Origin of the sequence: Acinetobacter rathckeae (assembly GCF_015627125.1) — a bacterium.
In the GTDB taxonomy this organism is placed as follows: Bacteria; Pseudomonadota; Gammaproteobacteria; order Pseudomonadales; family Moraxellaceae; genus Acinetobacter; species Acinetobacter rathckeae.
Genome location: NZ_VTDO01000003.1, coordinates 119,712 through 138,345 on the forward strand (window position 1 = coordinate 119,712; position 18,634 = coordinate 138,345).

An 18,634-nucleotide genomic window follows, 5' to 3' on the forward strand; every position below is an offset into this window, starting at 1 on the left:
CACATGAAACATCAACTTTCTACACTCGCCAGCGTATTGGTTATGTCAGGTGTACTGTTTGGCTGTAGTGCATTGGTGAAAACACCATACAAAGCACCTGAAGTTGCTATAGCACCCACCTTTGCATACAACAACCCAGTCACACCTCAAAGCAACTACCCAGACCAATGGTGGACGCTTTTTAATGACACCTCACTCAATCACCTCATTGAGCAAGTGATACAAGAAAACCATAATCTTGCTATTGCGGGAATGATACTACAGCAAGCGCGACTTAAAGCAGGGTTAGCTCAAAGCCAAGAAGGGCTCAGAGTCAATGCATCGTCATCTACAGGGCATCGCTTTACCCTACAAGATGGTTCAAACCAAGCCCAAGGTGTATCTGCAAGTGTGGGTGTGAGCTATGAGCTCGACTTATTTGGCAAGTTATCCCACCAAACTCAAAGTGCTGAATGGGAAGCAAAAGCCAGTGCCGAAGATTTACAAGCCACTGCTCAGGCGCTTATTGCAACCACAGCCAAATTGTACTGGCAATTGGCTTATTTGAACGAAAGTAAAACTACTGCACAGCAAAGTTTGGCACACTCTAAGCAACTAAATGCATTGGTCAACACACAATACAAACTGGGTGCAGTCTCTGGCTTAGAAACCACACAGGCAGCTCAAGCGGTACAAAGCCAAGTAGCTAACCTCAACCGTATTGAGCAAAGCTTGGTTGAAACACGTACAGCACTTGCCGTACTGCTACACATACCCGTACAGCAATTAAGTATTTCCGAGCCAAAACAACTGCCACAAACCACATTGCCACGCATGACTGCGGGTTTACCTGCATCATTATTGGCACGTAGACCCGACCTACAAGCCAGTGAGCTTCGTTTGCGTAAAACCCTTGAAAATACCAATGCCACACGGGCAAGCTACTACCCGTCTATCAGTTTAACCAGCAATGTGGGAACAAGCAGTACCTCTCTCTCAGAGCTGATTAAAAACCCAATTTTGACACTTGGTGCAAACTTAAGCCTGCCCTTTTTGCAATATAACGACATGAAACATAATCTTGCAGTCAGTCAACTTGAATACGACAAAGCCATTTTGCAATACAAACAAACGCTATACCAAGCTTTTGCAGATGTTGAAAATGCCTTGTCTAATCAAACACAACTGGCAAACCAAGTCCAAGCGCAAAGTGACACACTTGCACTGTCCGAACGCTCAGAACAACTGATTTTAATACAGTATAAATATGGTGCAGTTGCCTTAAAAAATGTACTTGATCAGCAAGAAAACACACGAAATACCCGCTTAAATTTAGTCAATCTAAAACAAAGCCAGTACAACGCATATGTCACACTCATACAAGCTCTAGGTGGTCGCCCGATTCCGACCACTTAAACATAAAAAAGCGACCATCAAATGGTCGCTTTTTTTAGATCAGGATTGATTATTCATCATCCATAATCGCAGGGCTCATACCTACAGTATTGAAGCCTGCATCAACATACATGATTTCACCTGTAATACCTGAAGCCCACGGCGAGCATAAGAACAACGCAGCATTACCCACTTCTTCAATGGTCACATTACGCTTTAAAGGTGAAATCTTTTCGTTGGCATCAAGCATTTTACGGAAAGATTTAATCCCAGATGCCGCCAAAGTACGAATTGGCCCTGCTGAAATGGCATTCACACGAATACCGTCTGCACCCAAGCTTGACGCAAGGTAACGTACACCTGCTTCAAGTGATGCTTTCGCCATACCCATCACGTTGTAATTTGGCATGACACGCTCTGAACCTTGATAAGTCAGCGTGAGTAAGCAGCCTTGGCGAGCTTGTAATAGTGGTTTTGCAGCACGTGCCATTTCAATAAAGCTATATGCACTAATGTCATGTGCAACTTTAAAGCCATCACGGTCAGTTACATCTGTAAAGTCACCATCTAAAGTGTGTGCAGGTGCAAAACCAATCGAGTGAATCACGCCATCTAAACCATCCCAATGGGCTGCAATAGATGCAAATGCGGCATCTACTTCACCATCTACAGATACATCACATGGGAATACCAATGTTGAACCAAAACTTGCTGCAAAATCATCAACACGTTTTTTTAACTTTTCATTTGGGTAAGTAAAAGCAAGCTCTGCACCTTCACGGTGAAGTGCTTGTGCAATACCGTATGCGATAGATAATTTGCTTGCAACGCCCGCAACTAAAAAACGCTTACCTGTGAGTAATCCTTGTGCCATGTGCTGGTCTCTCATTAAAGTTATTTAATACATACATGCTATTTTGTCGAGTTTGAGGCAATTTATAAATTGCATAAAGCATCTTTTTTTATTTTTTTAGCCCTCAGTCACAAAAAAGCCACCTTTATTAGAGTAATAAAGATGGCTTTACGCAATGGTATGTCTAGTTAGTCGTTTGAAGTTAAACCAATCAAACGTAAAAATGACACATACATCCAGACAAGGGTTGCCAATAACGCAACAGCACATGTCCATTCAAATGCTTTAGGTGCACGTTGTGCAGCTGCACTTTCAATCAAGTCAAAATCTAAAATTAAATTGAGTGAAGCAATCACCGCAACAAAAGCAGCAAAACCAATACCCAACCAATTGCTTTCAAATACATATGGAATAGATGAGCTAAACAATAATCTCATCACCATTTGCACCACAAATACTAAAGCAATCGCAATGGTTGCAGACAGTACAACGGCTTTAAACTTTTCAGTGGCACGAATAATTTTGGCACGGTACAGACCAAACATCACTAATGTTGTCGCAAAAGTTGCCAGTAGGGCTTGTAGTGGCGCACCAGGGTATTTGGCTTGAAATACAAACGAAATACCACCTAAAAATGCACCTTCAAATAAAGCATACGGAATCGCTAAAGTCGGTGCAGTATTTGGCTTAAAAGTAATAATCAACGCCAAGATAAAACCACCAATACCACCAACCGTGCTGGCAGCATAAGCAATACCCACATTAAAGTTAAGGGCACAATAAAAAAATAGAGCAACACCTACCAGTGCAGATGTAGCGGTTAACAAAACTGACTTACCAACAGCCCCTTGCACGCTCATGGGCTGTGTATAATCGGCATGTGTTTCCACACGCGTTAAAATAGGGTTATTACTTTGCATTATTCAACTCTTCTAAGGTTGTAGTTGATACTAAATATTTTAAGTACAAAAGCATGGTGGGAACAAAAAGTTTTTGTAACCACATATATGTATATGCCCTCAAGTACATTTACTTCAAGGGCATATTTATAACTATATATTACTTATTGGTGATGAAAAAATACTCTCGGTAATACTTTAATTCACGAATAGAATCTCGAATATCATCTAATGCCAAATGAGAAGCTTCTTTTTTCAAGCCATCCATAATTTCAGGACGCCAGCGTTTCGCTAGTTCTTTCACAGAAGACACATCCAAATGACGATAATGAAAAAACTGCTCTAGCTCAGGCATTAGACGGTGCATAAAGCGACGGTCTTGGCAAATTGAATTACCACACATTGGTGAAGACTTCGGTGCAACCCATTTTTTCAAAAATTCTAAGGTTTGCAGTTCGGCATCACGTATGGTTAAAGTACTACGGCGTACACGCTGAATTAAACCAGACTGACCATGTTGACGTGTATTCCACTCATCCATTGCATTTAAAATAGTGTCAGGCTGATGCACTGCCAATACAGGACCTTCTGCCAGAATATTTAAATTGTCATCGGTGATAATGGTCGCAATTTCGATAATTTTATCGTTATCTGTATCTAGCCCTGTCATTTCAAGGTCAATCCAAATCAACCGTGTTTGTGGTGTGCTGCTCATGAAATCAATGCTTATTCATTAAGTAAACATTAATATTAGCAAATTTATTCTGTCTTGGCTGTAATTGTCATGGCCTTCATGCTATTTTTGCGGTTTATCTATTTTTGTTTTAGGGTTTGAATGGCTCTCATTCGTAAACGACGTTTAACCGATCAGCAAAAGCGCCGCATTCATAAACAACACCAATCTCGACAAGATGACATAGATACCTCAAACGACCTCGAAGGTCTTGTGGTTCAACACTACGGTCGTCAACTTGAAGTCAAAGCATTGTCTGTTCCTGAAGTCCATCCTGAAAAACCTGTGCTTGGGCCAGATGACCCTGAACCATTTTGGAAACCCATTACGCTTGGCAGTGTGTGGCGCTGTCATACCCGTACCAATCTTGAGTTATTGGTCACAGGTGACCGTGTGACATGGCAGGCCGACCCCAATACAGGTTTAGGTATTATTACCGCCATTCACCCAAGACAATCTTTACTCACTCGCCCAGATCGCTACCACAAAGTCAAACCTGTTGCAGCCAACATTTCTTTAATTGTGATTGTATTTGCAGTCCTGCCTGAGCCTGCACCCATGCTCATTGACCGCTATTTAGTGGCCTGCCAACATGCCAATATTCCAACGCTATTGGTGCTCAATAAAGCAGATTTAATCACAAGTAATCAGCAACACATTGAAAATTTGCTACAAGAGTACCAACAGCTAGGCTATGAGGTCATGACCACCCATGCACATGGCGAAGTAAATACTTTGGCACAGAGAATTGATGGCGAAACCGTTGCTTTTGTGGGGCAGTCTGGTGTTGGAAAAAGCTCTCTGATCAACGCCATTTTGCCAGATGCTGCTCAAAAAATTAATGTCATTTCAGAAAACTCTGCCCTTGGGCAACACACCACAACATCAACCCGACTCATTGACTTTGGTCAAAGTGGTGCCCTGATTGACTCACCGGGGATTCGTGAATTTGGTTTGTGGCATTTAACCGAAGATGCCATTTATTCAGGCTTTCCTGAAATTTCAGCCCTCATTGGTCAGTGCCAGTTTAGAAACTGCACACATAGACATGCCAAAAACTGTGCTTTAGAAAAAGCCGCTTCAGAGGGTGAAATTTTACCAAGACGCTTAGAAAGTTTTTTACGTCTGTGCGATGAAATTCAAGAAGCACAGCAAAAAAGCTAAATTTCTTGGTGATTACCCTTGAAGCAAGGTTTTTGATCACCATTAATATAAGCTATACTCAAACTCATTTTTAATGGTTATAAGGTGAATTGTGGAACGTTGGTTCGAATTTATGGGGAATCACCCCTTTTTGTTTGCTGTCCTTGCAGTTCTTATCGTCTCGTTTTTTATCGTTGAGGGTAAACGCAACGGCCGCAAAATCTCGGCACAATCCCTTGGTATTTTAGTTAAAGCTAAAAATGCGATGCTTATTGATTTAAGAGATGCAAAAGACTACCGCGAAGGTCATATTAGTGGTAGCCGTAATATTCCTTACAGTAAGCTGACAAGCCATATTGAAGAATTAAAAACAGCAGACCGCCCATTGGTATTTATTTGTAACTTAGGTCAAGTTGCAGGTTCAGCATTATCACAAGTCGGCCATAGCGACAGCTACCGCTTAGATGGTGGTGTCGCGAATTGGAAAGCTCAAGGCCTGCCGCTGGTTAAACCGAAATAATATTTTGGAGAAAATTATGTCAAACGTTGTTATTTATTCAACGACTGTCTGCCCATATTGCGTTCGTGCCAAACAACTTTTACAACGTAAAGGCATTGAATATAAAGAAGTAAACCTATCCAATGAGGCACCTGAAGTTCGTACTGAACTGATGCAACGTACAAATCACCGTACTGTGCCTCAAATTTTTATCAACGACCAATTTATTGGTGGTTTTGATCAACTTTATGCACTAGAGCGTGAAGGTAAACTTGACGATTTAGTTGCTTAATTTTTTATTTACACAAAGGATTTTATAATGAGCGAAGAACAACAACCGCAATTGGCACTTGAGCGTCTATACACGAAAGATGTTTCTTTTGAAGTTCCTGGGGCACACGTTTTTACTAAAGAATGGCAACCTGAGCTAAACATCAACCTATCTTCTACTGCAGATAAAATTGATGAAACTCACTTTGAAGTGGCTCTAAAAGTGGTTGTAGAAGCAAAAAATGCGGGCGAAACAGCATTTATTGTTGACGTTACACAAGCAGGTATTTTCTTGGTTGATGGCGTTGAAGAAGACCGCCTACCGTACATTTTAGGTGCGTACTGCCCAAATATTTTGTTCCCATTCTTACGTGAAGCAGTGAACGATTTAGTGACTAAAGGTAGCTTCCCACAATTACTCCTTACGCCAATTAACTTTGATGCAGAGTTTGAAGCAAACTTACAACGTGCTCAAATGGCTGCTGCTGAAGCAGAAGGCAAAGCATAAGCTTTTGAATGGTGTGGAATACGCTTTCCACACCATTTTATTAAACAACAAAAAATGAACAAGAATAGATAGGCGCTTAGCAACAACACCGTTATTATTTTGAATAAATCATAGTTAAAAACAAGGCTATTGGCTATGGCATCATCAAGCAAACGCTTTTTAAAACTCGCCACCATGACAGCAAGTATTGCAACGAAAACTGTATCGAACACCATTCGCAACATCACATCGAATGAAGCAGAAAAGACTTCTGCAAAACAACAGTTGTTTCATGATATTGGTCTACAAATTGCCAATACTTTAGGTGAAATGAAAGGTGCGGTGATGAAGGTTGGACAAATTGCCTCACAATACAAAGACATTTTCCCACCCGAAGTCAGCAAAGCCATTGAAAAACTACAGCGTCAAGCCCCTGCAATGCCTTTTGAGGTCATTCAACCTTATATTGAAAAAGAACTTGCTCAACCCTTAGATACTCTCTTTTCATCATTTGACGAAAAACCATTTGCTGCCGCTTCTATTGGTCAAGTACATAAAGCCAAACTGCATAACGGTGAAGAAGTGGTGGTAAAAGTCCAATATCCGGGAGTCGATGAAGCCTGTGAAAGTGACTTAAAACAAGTCCGTCTTGCCCTACGACTCATGGGCGTACTCAAAATAGACAAACAACTGCAAGACCAACTGTTTGATGAAATACAAGACAGTCTAAACAACGAATTAAACTATGAAATAGAAGCACAAAACCTAGAAGTTGCCCGTTATTTTCATGCCAATATAGACCCCAATATTATTATTCCAAGGGTTTATAAAAACCTGTCTACCCGACATATTTTAACTTTAAGCTTTGAGCACGGCGAAAATATACAAACCGCAAGTACATGGTCTCAACCGCTTAGAAATGAACTGGGCAAACGCCTGTTTAGAGCCATGGGACAAGAAATTTTTTACTTACGCCGTTTTCATTGTGACCCCCACCCCGGTAATTTTTCATTTAGAGAAAATGGGCAAGTGGTGGTCTATGACTACGGCGGTGTAAAAATTGTTTCACCAGAGATCATTCAACATTTTAAAACCCTTGTAAAAGCCTCTAGAACACATGATGTAACCACAGTTGAAAATCAGCTGATTGCTTTACATGCCCTTACTGAAAAAAATCTATTTCCTCATGAGCTATATGAACAATGGTTGGAGGTTTTACTGCGCCCACTGGTCACCAACTACGACTTTGCCGAAAACTCCGCACACCATGACGGGGTAAAATTGGTCAAACAATCACTTAAATATTGGGATTTATTTAGACCATCACCAGATACACTGATGATTAACCGAACCATTTCAGGACACTACTGGAACTTAATTCACTTAAAAGTACATGACAATTTAAGTGATATTTTTGAAGAACTCGTTCCATCAAACACGCAATAAAATAATCCAACAGTCACAGGCTCGCTTTTTATGATGAGTCTTGATAACGTATCAACACGTTTTTTAAGTATATATGAGTCGACACATGGCAGAATTTATTTTACAACAGCTCCAACAACACACTCAGTTTAAAGATGTGATTGCATATATTGAAGAACTTTACACACATACACCTACTGCATTTAAAAATGGCTCACAAAACAATGCAGCCACTGAGAATCAAGGCAGTGCCAAAGTATTATACTTTGCAAAACTGCAACAACTTGACCAAGAGCAGACTTTAAAATTATTTGCAGAACACTACCAAAGCGTACTCAATACACCAAATGACCAAGACCATCAAAACATTCGCCAGTTTATGCAACATGGCTGGAATGGTGTTTCATTTGCAGGAACAGCTCTCGTTGCAAAAGCATAATTCAAGCATTGATATTTAATCGCTTAATGTCACCGTGTGCTACGATGCGGTGACATAATGACACGTGGCCATACCTGCAAGTGTACATAGCAATGCACCCACCACATGTATGCTAATTGCAAGCAGTGCCGTACTAAAACGACCTTGCTGTAACAAAGCAACCACTTCTGCAGAAAACGTAGAAAATGTGGTAAGCCCCCCACAAAACCCTGTAATTAAAAATAATTTGTATTGGTCACTCAGCTGGCTTTGTGCAAAAAAAGCAATTAAAAAACCAATAATAAACCCACCCACTAAATTCACACATACTGTACCTAACGGAATTTGTGGATAAATTTGATTCAACTTTAACCCAATGAACCAACGCAACCAACCGCCCAATACCGAACCACATGCAATGGCTAATAATGAATAACCCACAACTGCCCTCCTTTTTAAATACTTCAAGCCAGTGATAGACATAAGCCTAACAACATGAGCTTAAATGAAATTATAACTTCGGCATCACGGCTTTAAATTGTTGTAAAAGCTTTTGCCTTGCTTTGAGAATATGATTATTTTTAAACTGAGGTAACGTTAAAAAAGACAAAATAAGTTGTTGTTTATTTTTATCTTGCTCGGCCACACATTGTATTTTTAGCTGTGAAATCACTGTAATTAGATCACAATAAAACTGGTTAGATAGTGGCTTTTTTTCAAGTAAAGGCAATATATGCTGATATGCCAAGATCGGTTTTTGTAAAGCCAAAGACGCATTAAGCAACTGTAAATCGATCCCATAGCTCATGGTAAACCCCTGATAATATGCCATGCTCGTTGAATGTTGCTGAACAATCACTTTAGCCTGCTGTGCGTAGTCATAGGCCAACTGATATTGCCCTTGTTGTAAGTATAATTTACTCAATTCATAAGGTGCATCAAAGCGTGTTGTAAAACGTTGTATCGCAATTTTCCAGTAACTCACAGCATCTTCATACTGTTTGAAATGCCCTGCAATTTGACCCAGTTTCAAGTAACTTTCATACTCTTCATCAATATTAAAGACAATATTTGGATACTCTTGTGTATAACTCAAACGGCGTTCAAACCATTGTTTGGCCTGCAAATACTGAACAATATTAAGACAAGATAATCCAGAATAATATGCATAACGGGCTTTTAAAAATACATCTTGCTCTTGGGCATAAAATAAGCTCAGATGTTTCACATCATCATGGTATTTATTTTTATTTTGGCTACGTGCACCAAAATGTCCAACTCGAACATGATAATCGCCCATAATCATGGCCGTTTTCGTATCTGGTGCAAAGGCAATAAATTCATGTAACTTACTATGCCACATACATGCTAAATCATTTTGCACCAATAAATAGCGGTAATGAATCAGACCATTTTCTTCTTTTAACTTCAATGCATAAGCATCTAAGTCCAAACTCGGCAAACACAACTGCCCTTCTATACGGTCATCAGCATCCCAAAATAAAATATAGTCTGCCTGATCACGGCAAGCCTCTAATGCCAAGTTCCGATTATGTGCAAAGTCTTGCCATACATGGGTGAGTACTTGCCCCTTAAGCTGATGTTTCAGTAAGTAGTCTTGTACCAAAGCAACGGTCTGATCTGTACTGCCTGTGTCACAAATCACCCAAGTGTCAATATTAAAATGGCTTTGCAAGTGCTCAAGCGTATGAATAATAATAGGCGCTTCATTTTTAACAATCATGCTTAAAGCAATACTGACTTGTTTTTCCACAGCAGACGACTCTAATAAAATATAGAATTAAAATGACACAATCAGATTTTTTTCGCTAGTTATCAGATAAAAAACCATGTACCCCATGACCTGCAACACGCCCACTGGCCAAACATGCTGTTAATAAGTAACCGCCTGTAGGAGCGTCCCAGTCGAGCATTTCACCACAACAAAATACTCTCGGTTGGCTTTTGAGTTGCAAATCTACGGTTAAAGCGGTTTGCTTAATCCCCCCTGCACAGCTAATCGCTTCATCTATGGGTCTAAAGCCAAGGAGGTCTATCCTTAAATGCTTAATATACGTCGCCACTTTTTCTGCATCGTGCCAATACGCTCGATCAACCACTTCACGTAACAGTGCAGACTTGGCGGTATCTAAACCAATTTTGCGTAAGCGATTACTTAAAGATTGTTTTTTATGCTGTTTTAAGCCGTGTAATAACTGTTCATAAGATATATTTGGCAGTAAATCTAAACTTAACGTATATTTATTAGATGATACGGCTTGTGCACGTAACTCACGGTTTAAACGGTATATCACCCCACTTTCTAGACCATATTGCGTAATGACTATATCGCCTGTCACTGCATTTTCTGTCGCACTCACCCATGCTCGAATGCCTTTTAATGGCTGACCAAACATGGGCTGCATATAATCAGACCATGTACGTACAACACCTGCATTACTGGCCTGAAAGGGTGTGACTTGTTTTGCATCAAGCCACTGCAACCAACGTCCATCACTGCCAAGTTTTTGCCAAGAGATTGCACCACATGCCAAAACAACCGCATCAAACGATTGCTGTTTGATCTGCTCATCACGTGTGGTTTGTAGTGTTAACGTATTGCCTGAAAGGTCAATACAACGGTGTCTATAATAGAACTGCACGCCATGTTGCTGCAGACGTTGCAACCATGCTCGTAATAAGGGCGCGGCTTTCATTTCAACGGGAAAGATTCGCCCTGAAGACCCCACATAAGACGAAATACCAAGGCCGTCCATCCATGTTTGAATCCAGTTGGCATCGTACTTTTTTACCCATGGTGCTAACCAGTCGGCCGCATCATAACGCCCAATAAATTGCTCAATTGGTTCTGCGTGTGAAATATTTAGCCCTGTTTTACCTGCCATTAAAAACTTTCGGGCAGCGGACGGCATTTGCTCAAATACATGCACGGCGTAACCGTGTTGGCTCAATACTTCGGCAGCCATGAGCCCCGCAGGCCCTGCACCAACGATCGCCACCGACTGCTGGCTCATGGATTAACACCATTTAAAGGCTGAAAGTCATCAAAACGAGTCTGATACTGCTCAGGTTTTGTGATTACCAACTGCTGACACAACTCGCCACGTGCCAAATACTTCACTTCAAAGTGTGTTCGGGCTGAATCACTAGCAATGGTTTGTTTTTCATAAGGCAGTTTCCACACCTGCAATAACTGCTGTTCAGCTTCTGCAATATATTCCACAATATTACTGGCTAAAATAACTTTCCCACCCTCAGCCAAGCGAGACAGTAAAAATTCAAAAAATGGCATATTTAACCAACGCTGTGTAGCATTATGTGGCTCTGGGTTTGGATACAAAATATAAAATGTGCTGACTTGTTTCGGGTATAACGCATGAGTAACCCACGGCAATGCATCAGCATGAATCGGGTGTAAATGTAAACTTGGGTTCAAAAGCACCTGCTTTTGCATCGCATCAAACTTTTCACGTGTTCGCTCAATGGCATACAATGTTGTATCTGGATACTGCTGTGCAAAAAGCAACGCATGCTTCCCCTTACCTGCTCCAATTTCAACCACTACAGGTTTATTTTCAATCGGTTTAAATTGGCGTGGTGCAACCATACGCTGTGCTTGAAATTGACGAATCGGCATAATCAGATCAAACTAATAAATATTGGCGTAAGTCTAACAAGCCGAACTGCACTTGCCTACATTTAAACCCAACAGTTTAGGATCATTTTTATGCAGACTACTTTTCCATGCCCACGTTGCGGTGAGCCCTCTACATGGCAAGACAATGCCTTTCGGCCATTTTGTTCAGAACGTTGTAAATTGATAGACCTTGGTGCATGGGCAAGCGATGCTTACCGCTTACCCACTGAAGATTCACCAACAGCAGAGCATGGCTCAGAGGGCGATTAATTATTTGGCTGAATAAATGGATTATATGCTCGCTCATGCCCAATATGACTGATTGGGCCATGACCGGGAATAAATTGGGTATGGTCGGGTAAAGTCAGGCACTCGCGATGAATTGATGCAATCAAGTCAGCATGGCTACTTTGTGGAAAATCTGTCCGTCCGACAGACTCTTTAAATAATACATCACCTGCCCAGAGCAAGTTGTGTGATGCTTGATAAAACATAATATGACCTGGTGTATGCCCCGGTGCAAAGCGGACTTCAAACACATGCTCACCCAATTGCAACTGATCACCACCCTCCAACCATTGATTAATGGTGACTGGCTCTGGTACGGGAAAGCCATATTTTGCAGATACTTCTTGTAATGAGTCAATCCAAAATGCATCTTCTTTATGTGGCCCGACCACAGGCACTTGCCATAATTTAGCTAGCTCACCGACTGCCCCAATGTGGTCTAAATGACCATGTGTTACCCACAGGGCTTTTACAGTTAAGCCTTGCTCATCTATAAAATGGCAAATTTTATCTGCATCACCGCCTGCATCGATCACCACTGCTTCTTTACTGTCAGACTCCCAAACCACAGAGCAGTTTTGAGCAAATGGGGTCACTGGAATAATCTGAACCTGTAACATAAGCGATATCTCAACGTGTGTATTGAGCCAATGTTACATCTAAAGCAGTCAAATGTGCATCTAGTAACGTTTCAAATAATTGTAAATGCATGGCATCTGTATTTAATGCAGGAATATATGCATATGACTCACCGCCTGCGTGTTTAAAGTTTTCTGCATTTTCTACAGCCAACTCCTCAAGCGTTTCTAAACAGTCGGCTGAAAAGGCAGGGCTCATAATTTGCACCGACTTCACACCTGTTTTACCCCACTCAGCCAATAATTCATCTGTGTAAGGTCGAACCCACTCTTGTAAACCAAAACGTGACTGAAAACTAATTGCCCATTGCTCATCATTTAAACCGAGCTCTTCTGCCACCAATTTTGCTGTTTTACGGCAACGTTCAGGGTACGGGTCGCCTTTGTCTGCAAAAGGCTGTGGTATACCATGAAAAGACATTAACAACTTATCTGAACTGCCATGCTCAGCACGGTAACGGCGTACACTTTCAGCCAACGCTTTAATATATAGCGGGTGCTGATAATAATCACGAATCATACTGATGCCGGGAATATTACGTTGCTTCAATGACCATTTCGCCAACATATCAAATTGAGGAGCTGTAGAGGTTGCAGAATACTGTGGATACAATGGGAACAATAAAATATGGTCTGTATCTGAACCATTTAAATCTTGAAGTAACGCTTTCATGCCCGGATTACCATAGGTCATGGCTGGGACAATATTTAAATCTAGATGAGGATATTTTTCTGGTAACACTTGCTGAATGTGCTTGACCTGATCCATCATAATTTCACGCATAGGCGAATCATTCCACCACACCGATGCATAAGCTTCCGCCACACGTTTTGGGCGAGAAGGTAAAATAAATAGCCGTAAAATAATTTGCCAAAGCACTTTAGGAATTTCAATCACACGTGTATCTGATAAAAACTCTTTTAAAAATTGACGTACTGCAGGTGCAGTCGCTGCATCTGGTGTGCCTAAATTGGCGAGAATGACAGTGACTTTCGGTTTATTTTCTATCATCATGACTCTAATCGCTTTCTATACTTAGGTGTAATTTAAAGCTTTTTGGTTTTAATTAAAACCGAACCATCACTTGTATTTTTATTTAAACTCATCGCTATTAACAATGGTTTTATTAAGTCATTTATTTAAAACATATTTTTTCAAGCATAAACAACGTAGCAGGGGTCATTTTCCAAAGTACATAGCGATGATGATCTCGACCAACGGGTACAATCCATGCATTTTTTTGCACTTGAACCTTTATGCTATGTAAAGACTGCGTCGTAATATTAACCTCAGATACTTCTGTTAAATTAGGATGAGAAATCGCCACATCAGATAAAGCCACTTTTTCTAAATAACGGTTCAAACAATACACAAATTGTGCTTCAGATTTTGGTGTAGCAAAACACTGCGCTAAAATATGTAGAATATTTAACCATGTTAATTTTTTGACTTGTTTTAAACGATACTGATCACCATTTTGGTCATAAGCCTGTAAATGGTATTGTAAGTTGAACGTATCTGTACATTGCACAGGTTTTAAATTTAACATTGTAGCTGGGCAAAGTTGCTTAGGCTTGCTCTCTAACTCTTCTACACGCTGTCTAAGGCGTTGAATTTCATCTTGTAATAACCGAGTCCCATATGAACGAATCCATCCTTGTGTTGGATAACGTAGCAACACTTCAGGCATATGTATTCGTGCCTTCAGCTCTAAATCTGTTGCATCTTCAAACTCGAAAACACACGGTACATCGTGCATAATTTGTTGACGAAACAACGTAAATTTTTGCTGAATCTCAGCTGTCATTTGGCTGTAGTGACTCACTTTTCGTGGTTCAGCCAATACAAATGCAATCACGGGTTTTTGTCTTGCCAATGCATAAATATATTCAAGTTGCATATAGCTCATGCCTGCTGAAGACAACATACCGTAGTCTGCACCAAGCAATAAAATCACATAATCACTTTCATCAATTTGACGACGTGCAAGTGTCGCTGTTTTAGATGAACGTTGTTCTACACCCCATGGGAAATACCCCATAAGTACCAAAGTTTGACACAATGTCCGATAAGCCTCGGACATCTCTAAGCCCGATGTAGAAATAAAAACTTGATAGCGCTTGTCGACCATGAAATAGACTCATTGATGCTATTTATAATCATTAAATCTATTGATTAGAAATAAATACAAATATTAACTCAATATGCAATAAATTCTGCAACTTTCCAAGTCACTTTTTCAGATAATAATTGTTTTAATAAGGTATCCGTTTGTACGGTATATCCGCCTGTGAAATAACAGCGGATATTTGCTTGTAACTCTAAACGAGGTAAAGCATTCATTTGTTGATGTGCCAGAACACGCCCCACTTGCCGTGCGACCGCTTGGCCTGAATCTACGGTAATAATTTGATTGGTAAAAACCTGATCAATACTGTGTCTTAAAAACGGATAATGCGTACAACCAAGCACCAAGTAATCGGCACCACTTGCGACCACAGGGCTTAAAATCTGTTTCAGTAGTTGCTGTGTTGCAAAGCTATTTTGTTGTCCTGCTTCAACAATCGGCACAAGATCTAAGCATGTGACCGCCATCACCTCTACCCCTTGCGGTTTAGCAAAATAGGTAATCACATCTTTAATTAATTGCCCACGAAAAGTGGCAGGCGTGGCAAGCACCGCAACTTTCTTACTTTGTGTATTTAGAACTGCGGGTTTAAGTGCAGGCACAAGCCCAATGATTGGGAAATGTTCACCATATTTTTGTCGTAAAAAATCTAAGCTAAACGCAGAGGCTGTATTACATGCCACCACCGCAATTTTACAGCCTTTTTGGTACAACCACTCTACAGCTGTGGCCGTTAATTCTCTAATTTCTTCATCTGTTTTTACACCATACGGTACATTGGCGGTATCTGCCAAATAAATGATTTGCTCATCGGGCAAATGTTGGCAAATTTCATGTACCACAGATAATCCCCCCACCCCTGAGTCAAATACACCAATGGGTGCTTGTGGTGAAGCAGACGCTAAAACAGAAGACACACTGTTCATAATTAAAATAAAATGGCAAAAGCAAGATAGGCTAGATATTAAACCTCATGCGGTTAAATGCAAACAAAAATCACCACTTTGCAGTAGCAAAACCGTTTCGTCATTTTGCTTCTGCTGTAACTCACCATAATCGACCAAATGTAAAAAAACTGCACGTGGAATACATGCATGCAAACTGTAACGCACCCAAATATACGGCCTGTCCTGCCCATCATAATTTTTCATAAAAACAGCATGCTTCGCATCTAATAAAACACAGTCGCCATCAGTGGTATAAAAATATAAAAAAGACTGATGGTCGTGCTCAACCTGTTCCACTCTTGCAATCTGTAATGGCGCATCTTGGACATCTATGGCAATTTTTTCCACAGGCGTTTTTAAAAAGTATGTTGAGTCTTCCTTGCATAAAATACGCGAGAACTGTCGCACCAAAGCCTCACGCTGCATCTGTTGCCCTTCGTGCCACCATGTACCATCGGCACGAATGCATAAATCCATTTCACCACAATATTTGGGTTGCCATGTATGTAGTGGTGGAATATCTGTATGTGCTAAAATAGCGCCTAAGTTTGGGGCATGCTCTGCTATTTGCACCAATTTATTGGCCATATGTGTATTTTTCTTACACAAATCAGGGCAAATTTCGTCATTTACCATCGCTTTTATGCCTCATTTGACAGAAAATATAGAGCTATGTTTACCGCTATAGTAACCCAAAATGAGCCACAACATGCATTGTGGTCTAGGCACTATGCAAAATACTCATGGCAGCGCCATAATTGAATGATTTGGTGGCCACCTTTAAAAATATGAGGAGTCCTACATGGAACACATCGAACGTGAATCGATGGAGTTTGACGTTGTTATTGTTGGTGCAGGCCCTGCGGGACTGTCTGCAGCCATTAAAATTCGTCAGCTAGCAATTGAAAACGATTTACCTGATTTAAGCGTATGTGTCGTAGAAAAAGGCTCTGAAGTGGGGGCACACATTTTATCGGGTGCTGTGCTTGAACCACGTGCATTAGATGAACTTTTCCCCAACTGGAAAGAAGAAAATGCCCCATTAAACGTGGCGGTTACACAAGATAAAACCTACTTCTTAATGTCGGAACAAAAGCATCAAGAAATGCCACATGCTTTTGTACCAAAGACCATGCACAACCAAGGCAACTATATTGTGTCTTTAGGCAATGTGGTACGTTGGCTCGGTGAAAAAGCCGAAGAGCTTGAAGTAGCTGTATTTCCTGGCTTTGCCGCATCAGATATTTTGTACCATGAAGATGGCACAGTCAAAGGCATTCAAACAGGTGACATGGGTGTAGGTAAAGATGGCGAACCCACAGCAAACTTTACCCCAGGTTATGAACTTCATGCAAAATATACTTTATTTGCCGAAGGGTGTCGCGGTAGCTTAGGTAAACAACTGATTAAAAAATTCAACTTAGATCAAGATGCCGACCCACAACATTACGGCATTGGTATTAAAGAACTTTGGGATATTGACCCTGCAAAACATCAAGAAGGTTTGGTGATGCACGGTGCAGGTTGGCCTTTGACTGAAACTGGATCGTCTGGTGGCTGGTGGTTATATCACGCAGAAAACAACCAAGTGACTTTGGGTATGATTGTTGATTTATCTTACCAAAATCCACACATGTACCCATTTATGGAAATGCAACGTTGGAAAACCCACCCGCTAATTAAGCAATTTCTAGAGGGTGGCAAACGAGTGTCTTATGGCGCACGTGCTGTGGTCAAAGGTGGCTTCAATGCCTTACCAAAACTCACATTTGCAGGTGGTTGCCTCATTGGTGATGACGCAGGTTTTCTAAACTTTGCAAAAATCAAAGGCTCACATACTGCCATGAAATCAGGCATGCTGTGTGCTGAAGCTGTGTTTGAAGCCATTGCTCAAGGTGTGGCCCAAGGGGGTGAGCTGGCGATTGCACGTGTCACGGAAGGCGAAGACCACTTCATTAAAGAAACCGTTGCCTATACAGAAAAGTTTGATCAAAGTTGGCTAAAAGAAGAACTCTACAATAGCCGTAACTTTGGCCCTGCCATGCATAAGTTTGGGACATTCCTCGGTGGTGCATTTAACTTTATTGACCAAAATGTCTTTAAAGTACCCTTTACATTACACGACCGTGTGGAAGATTTTTCTGCACTGAAAACCACAGATGCAGTTAATTTCAAACCAACCTATCCAAAAGCAGATGGCGTACTGACCTTTGACCGCTTATCATCGGTATTTATTTCAAACACGGTGCATGAAGAAAATCAGCCCTCCCATTTAAAACTGACCGATGCAGATATTCCTGTAGCAGTGAACTTGCCAAAATGGGACGAACCTGCACAGCGTTACTGCCCTGCGGGGGTATATGAAATTGTGGAAGAAGAAAACCAAGCCCCACGTTTTCAAATTAATGCCACCAACTGCGTACACTGTAAAACCTGTGATATTAAAGACCCATCACAAAACATTACTTGGGTAACACCTGAAGGTGGCGGTGGGCCAAACTATCCAAACATGTAAGTCAACACTTCGGCCATAATGCATTTATGGCCGATGTTTTATCCACCTTTTTTCACCAAATAGCGGTATTGCTTTTTTTGTTGCTCAGACATCATTTGCTCTTGCAACAATAACTCATGATTCATATGCACACAAAAACGTGGAATATCCCATGAAGTCGATGGATCTGTCGCAATCACTTCCACCACCTCCCCCACATTTAACTTACGAATGGCTTGTCTGAGCATCATAATAGGGTCTGGGCAATACAACCCTTTGGTATCTAGTTGAATATGTACCGTTGTTGCCGAATCAGACATGACTTTTCTTGACCACCTAAATAAAAATGATTTTATCACAAAGGCTATATTGGTATAAA

The 18,634-nt window shown here is 40.9% G+C and carries 22 protein-coding genes; 9 read left to right on the forward strand and 13 right to left on the reverse strand.

Translation table 11 applies throughout. The features are described 5' to 3' along the window. Positions 1–3: 3 nt before the first annotated feature. A complete protein-coding gene (locus I2F31_RS06185) occupies positions 4–1,395 on the forward strand; it encodes an efflux transporter outer membrane subunit (RefSeq protein ID WP_195769420.1) in 1,392 nt (463 codons plus the stop codon). A gap of 49 nt (positions 1,396–1,444) precedes the next feature. Here I2F31_RS06185 and I2F31_RS06190 read toward each other — a convergent pair whose 3' ends face one another. The 3 genes from I2F31_RS06190 to orn form a co-directional block, all read right to left on the reverse strand. Then, positions 1,445–2,248: an enoyl-ACP reductase FabI gene (locus tag I2F31_RS06190; protein ID WP_195773636.1), complete on the reverse strand. Its 804-nt coding sequence runs from the start codon at positions 2,246–2,248 to the stop codon at positions 1,445–1,447. 167 nt (positions 2,249–2,415) lie between these two features. Beyond that, positions 2,416–3,147, reverse strand: a complete 732-nt coding sequence (locus I2F31_RS06195) for a Bax inhibitor-1/YccA family protein (protein WP_195769422.1) — start codon at positions 3,145–3,147, stop codon at positions 2,416–2,418. Between the two features lie 139 nt (positions 3,148–3,286). Continuing rightward, positions 3,287–3,841, reverse strand: a complete 555-nt coding sequence (gene orn / locus I2F31_RS06200; protein WP_195769423.1) for an oligoribonuclease — start codon at positions 3,839–3,841, stop codon at positions 3,287–3,289. Positions 3,842–3,961: 120 nt separating this feature from the next. Here orn and rsgA point away from each other — a divergent pair, with 120 nt between their 5' ends. The 6 genes from rsgA to I2F31_RS06230 all read left to right on the forward strand — a co-directional run bounded on the left by rsgA (position 3,962) and on the right by I2F31_RS06230 (position 8,122). Then, positions 3,962–5,023, forward strand: coding sequence for a small ribosomal subunit biogenesis GTPase RsgA (gene rsgA, locus I2F31_RS06205; protein ID WP_195773638.1), 1,062 nt, complete (start codon positions 3,962–3,964; stop codon positions 5,021–5,023). A gap of 91 nt (positions 5,024–5,114) precedes the next feature. Then, positions 5,115–5,522, forward strand: coding sequence for a rhodanese-like domain-containing protein (locus tag I2F31_RS06210; protein ID WP_195769425.1), 408 nt, complete (start codon positions 5,115–5,117; stop codon positions 5,520–5,522). 16 nt (positions 5,523–5,538) lie between these two features. Then, a complete protein-coding gene (grxC, locus tag I2F31_RS06215) occupies positions 5,539–5,793 on the forward strand; it encodes a glutaredoxin 3 (RefSeq protein WP_213014824.1) in 255 nt (84 codons plus the stop codon). Positions 5,794–5,820: 27 nt separating this feature from the next. Beyond that, positions 5,821–6,279, forward strand: a complete 459-nt coding sequence (gene secB, locus I2F31_RS06220; protein WP_195769426.1) for a protein-export chaperone SecB — start codon at positions 5,821–5,823, stop codon at positions 6,277–6,279. A 135-nt stretch (positions 6,280–6,414) separates the two neighbouring features. Continuing rightward, positions 6,415–7,704: an AarF/ABC1/UbiB kinase family protein gene (locus I2F31_RS06225; protein ID WP_195773639.1), complete on the forward strand. Its 1,290-nt coding sequence runs from the start codon at positions 6,415–6,417 to the stop codon at positions 7,702–7,704. An 85-nt stretch (positions 7,705–7,789) separates the two neighbouring features. Then, complete coding sequence (locus I2F31_RS06230) at positions 7,790–8,122, forward strand: HopJ type III effector protein (RefSeq protein ID WP_195769428.1); 333 nt, start codon at positions 7,790–7,792, stop codon at positions 8,120–8,122. A gap of 39 nt (positions 8,123–8,161) precedes the next feature. Here I2F31_RS06230 and crcB read toward each other — a convergent pair whose 3' ends face one another. The 4 genes from crcB to I2F31_RS06250 all read right to left on the reverse strand — a co-directional run bounded on the left by crcB (position 8,162) and on the right by I2F31_RS06250 (position 11,765). Then, positions 8,162–8,542 carry a fluoride efflux transporter CrcB gene (gene crcB, locus I2F31_RS06235; protein WP_195769429.1) on the reverse strand — a complete coding sequence of 127 codons (381 nt, stop codon included), beginning with the start codon at positions 8,540–8,542 and terminating at the stop codon, positions 8,162–8,164. A gap of 70 nt (positions 8,543–8,612) precedes the next feature. Then, positions 8,613–9,875, reverse strand: coding sequence for a glycosyltransferase (locus I2F31_RS06240; RefSeq protein ID WP_195769430.1), 1,263 nt, complete (start codon positions 9,873–9,875; stop codon positions 8,613–8,615). Positions 9,876–9,930: 55 nt separating this feature from the next. Beyond that, the gene (locus I2F31_RS06245; RefSeq protein WP_195769431.1) at positions 9,931–11,136 is read right to left on the reverse strand and encodes a TIGR03862 family flavoprotein; all 1,206 of its coding nucleotides are present in this window, start codon (positions 11,134–11,136) and stop codon (positions 9,931–9,933) included. Then, on the reverse strand, positions 11,133–11,765 hold the full coding sequence (locus I2F31_RS06250; protein WP_195769478.1) for a class I SAM-dependent methyltransferase: 633 nt from the start codon (positions 11,763–11,765) through the stop codon (positions 11,133–11,135). Before I2F31_RS06250 ends, I2F31_RS06245 begins: the two co-directional genes overlap by 4 nt. Positions 11,766–11,849: 84 nt before the next feature. On the opposite strand from I2F31_RS06250, the gene I2F31_RS06255 reads away from it, so the two are divergent. Further along, entirely contained in the window at positions 11,850–12,029 is a 180-nt protein-coding gene (locus I2F31_RS06255) for a DNA gyrase inhibitor YacG (protein ID WP_195769432.1), read from the forward strand. On the opposite strand, the gene I2F31_RS06260 is transcribed toward I2F31_RS06255, so the two are convergent. The 5 genes from I2F31_RS06260 to I2F31_RS06280 all read right to left on the reverse strand — a co-directional run bounded on the left by I2F31_RS06260 (position 12,026) and on the right by I2F31_RS06280 (position 16,397). Beyond that, positions 12,026–12,667, reverse strand: coding sequence for an MBL fold metallo-hydrolase (locus I2F31_RS06260; protein WP_195769433.1), 642 nt, complete (start codon positions 12,665–12,667; stop codon positions 12,026–12,028). The genes I2F31_RS06255 and I2F31_RS06260 overlap by 4 nt on opposite strands. Before the next feature lie 10 nt (positions 12,668–12,677). After that, positions 12,678–13,700, reverse strand: coding sequence for a ferrochelatase (gene hemH, locus I2F31_RS06265; protein WP_195769434.1), 1,023 nt, complete (start codon positions 13,698–13,700; stop codon positions 12,678–12,680). A 121-nt stretch (positions 13,701–13,821) separates the two neighbouring features. Then, complete coding sequence (locus tag I2F31_RS06270) at positions 13,822–14,817, reverse strand: DUF4062 domain-containing protein (RefSeq protein WP_195773640.1); 996 nt, start codon at positions 14,815–14,817, stop codon at positions 13,822–13,824. 68 nt (positions 14,818–14,885) lie between these two features. Continuing rightward, positions 14,886–15,731 carry a glutamate racemase gene (murI, locus tag I2F31_RS06275; protein ID WP_407647866.1) on the reverse strand — a complete coding sequence of 282 codons (846 nt, stop codon included), beginning with the start codon at positions 15,729–15,731 and terminating at the stop codon, positions 14,886–14,888. 54 nt (positions 15,732–15,785) lie between these two features. Beyond that, a complete protein-coding gene (locus tag I2F31_RS06280; RefSeq protein WP_195773641.1) occupies positions 15,786–16,397 on the reverse strand; it encodes a DUF1285 domain-containing protein in 612 nt (203 codons plus the stop codon). A gap of 166 nt (positions 16,398–16,563) precedes the next feature. Between I2F31_RS06280 and I2F31_RS06285 the strand changes: the two genes are divergently transcribed. Then, the gene (locus tag I2F31_RS06285) at positions 16,564–18,276 is read left to right on the forward strand and encodes an electron transfer flavoprotein-ubiquinone oxidoreductase (protein WP_195773642.1); all 1,713 of its coding nucleotides are present in this window, start codon (positions 16,564–16,566) and stop codon (positions 18,274–18,276) included. Between the two features lie 38 nt (positions 18,277–18,314). Here the strand turns inward: I2F31_RS06285 and tusA are convergent, their stop codons facing one another. Beyond that, positions 18,315–18,575: a sulfurtransferase TusA gene (gene tusA / locus I2F31_RS06290; RefSeq protein ID WP_195769439.1), complete on the reverse strand. Its 261-nt coding sequence runs from the start codon at positions 18,573–18,575 to the stop codon at positions 18,315–18,317. Between the last annotated feature and the right edge of the window lie 59 nt (positions 18,576–18,634).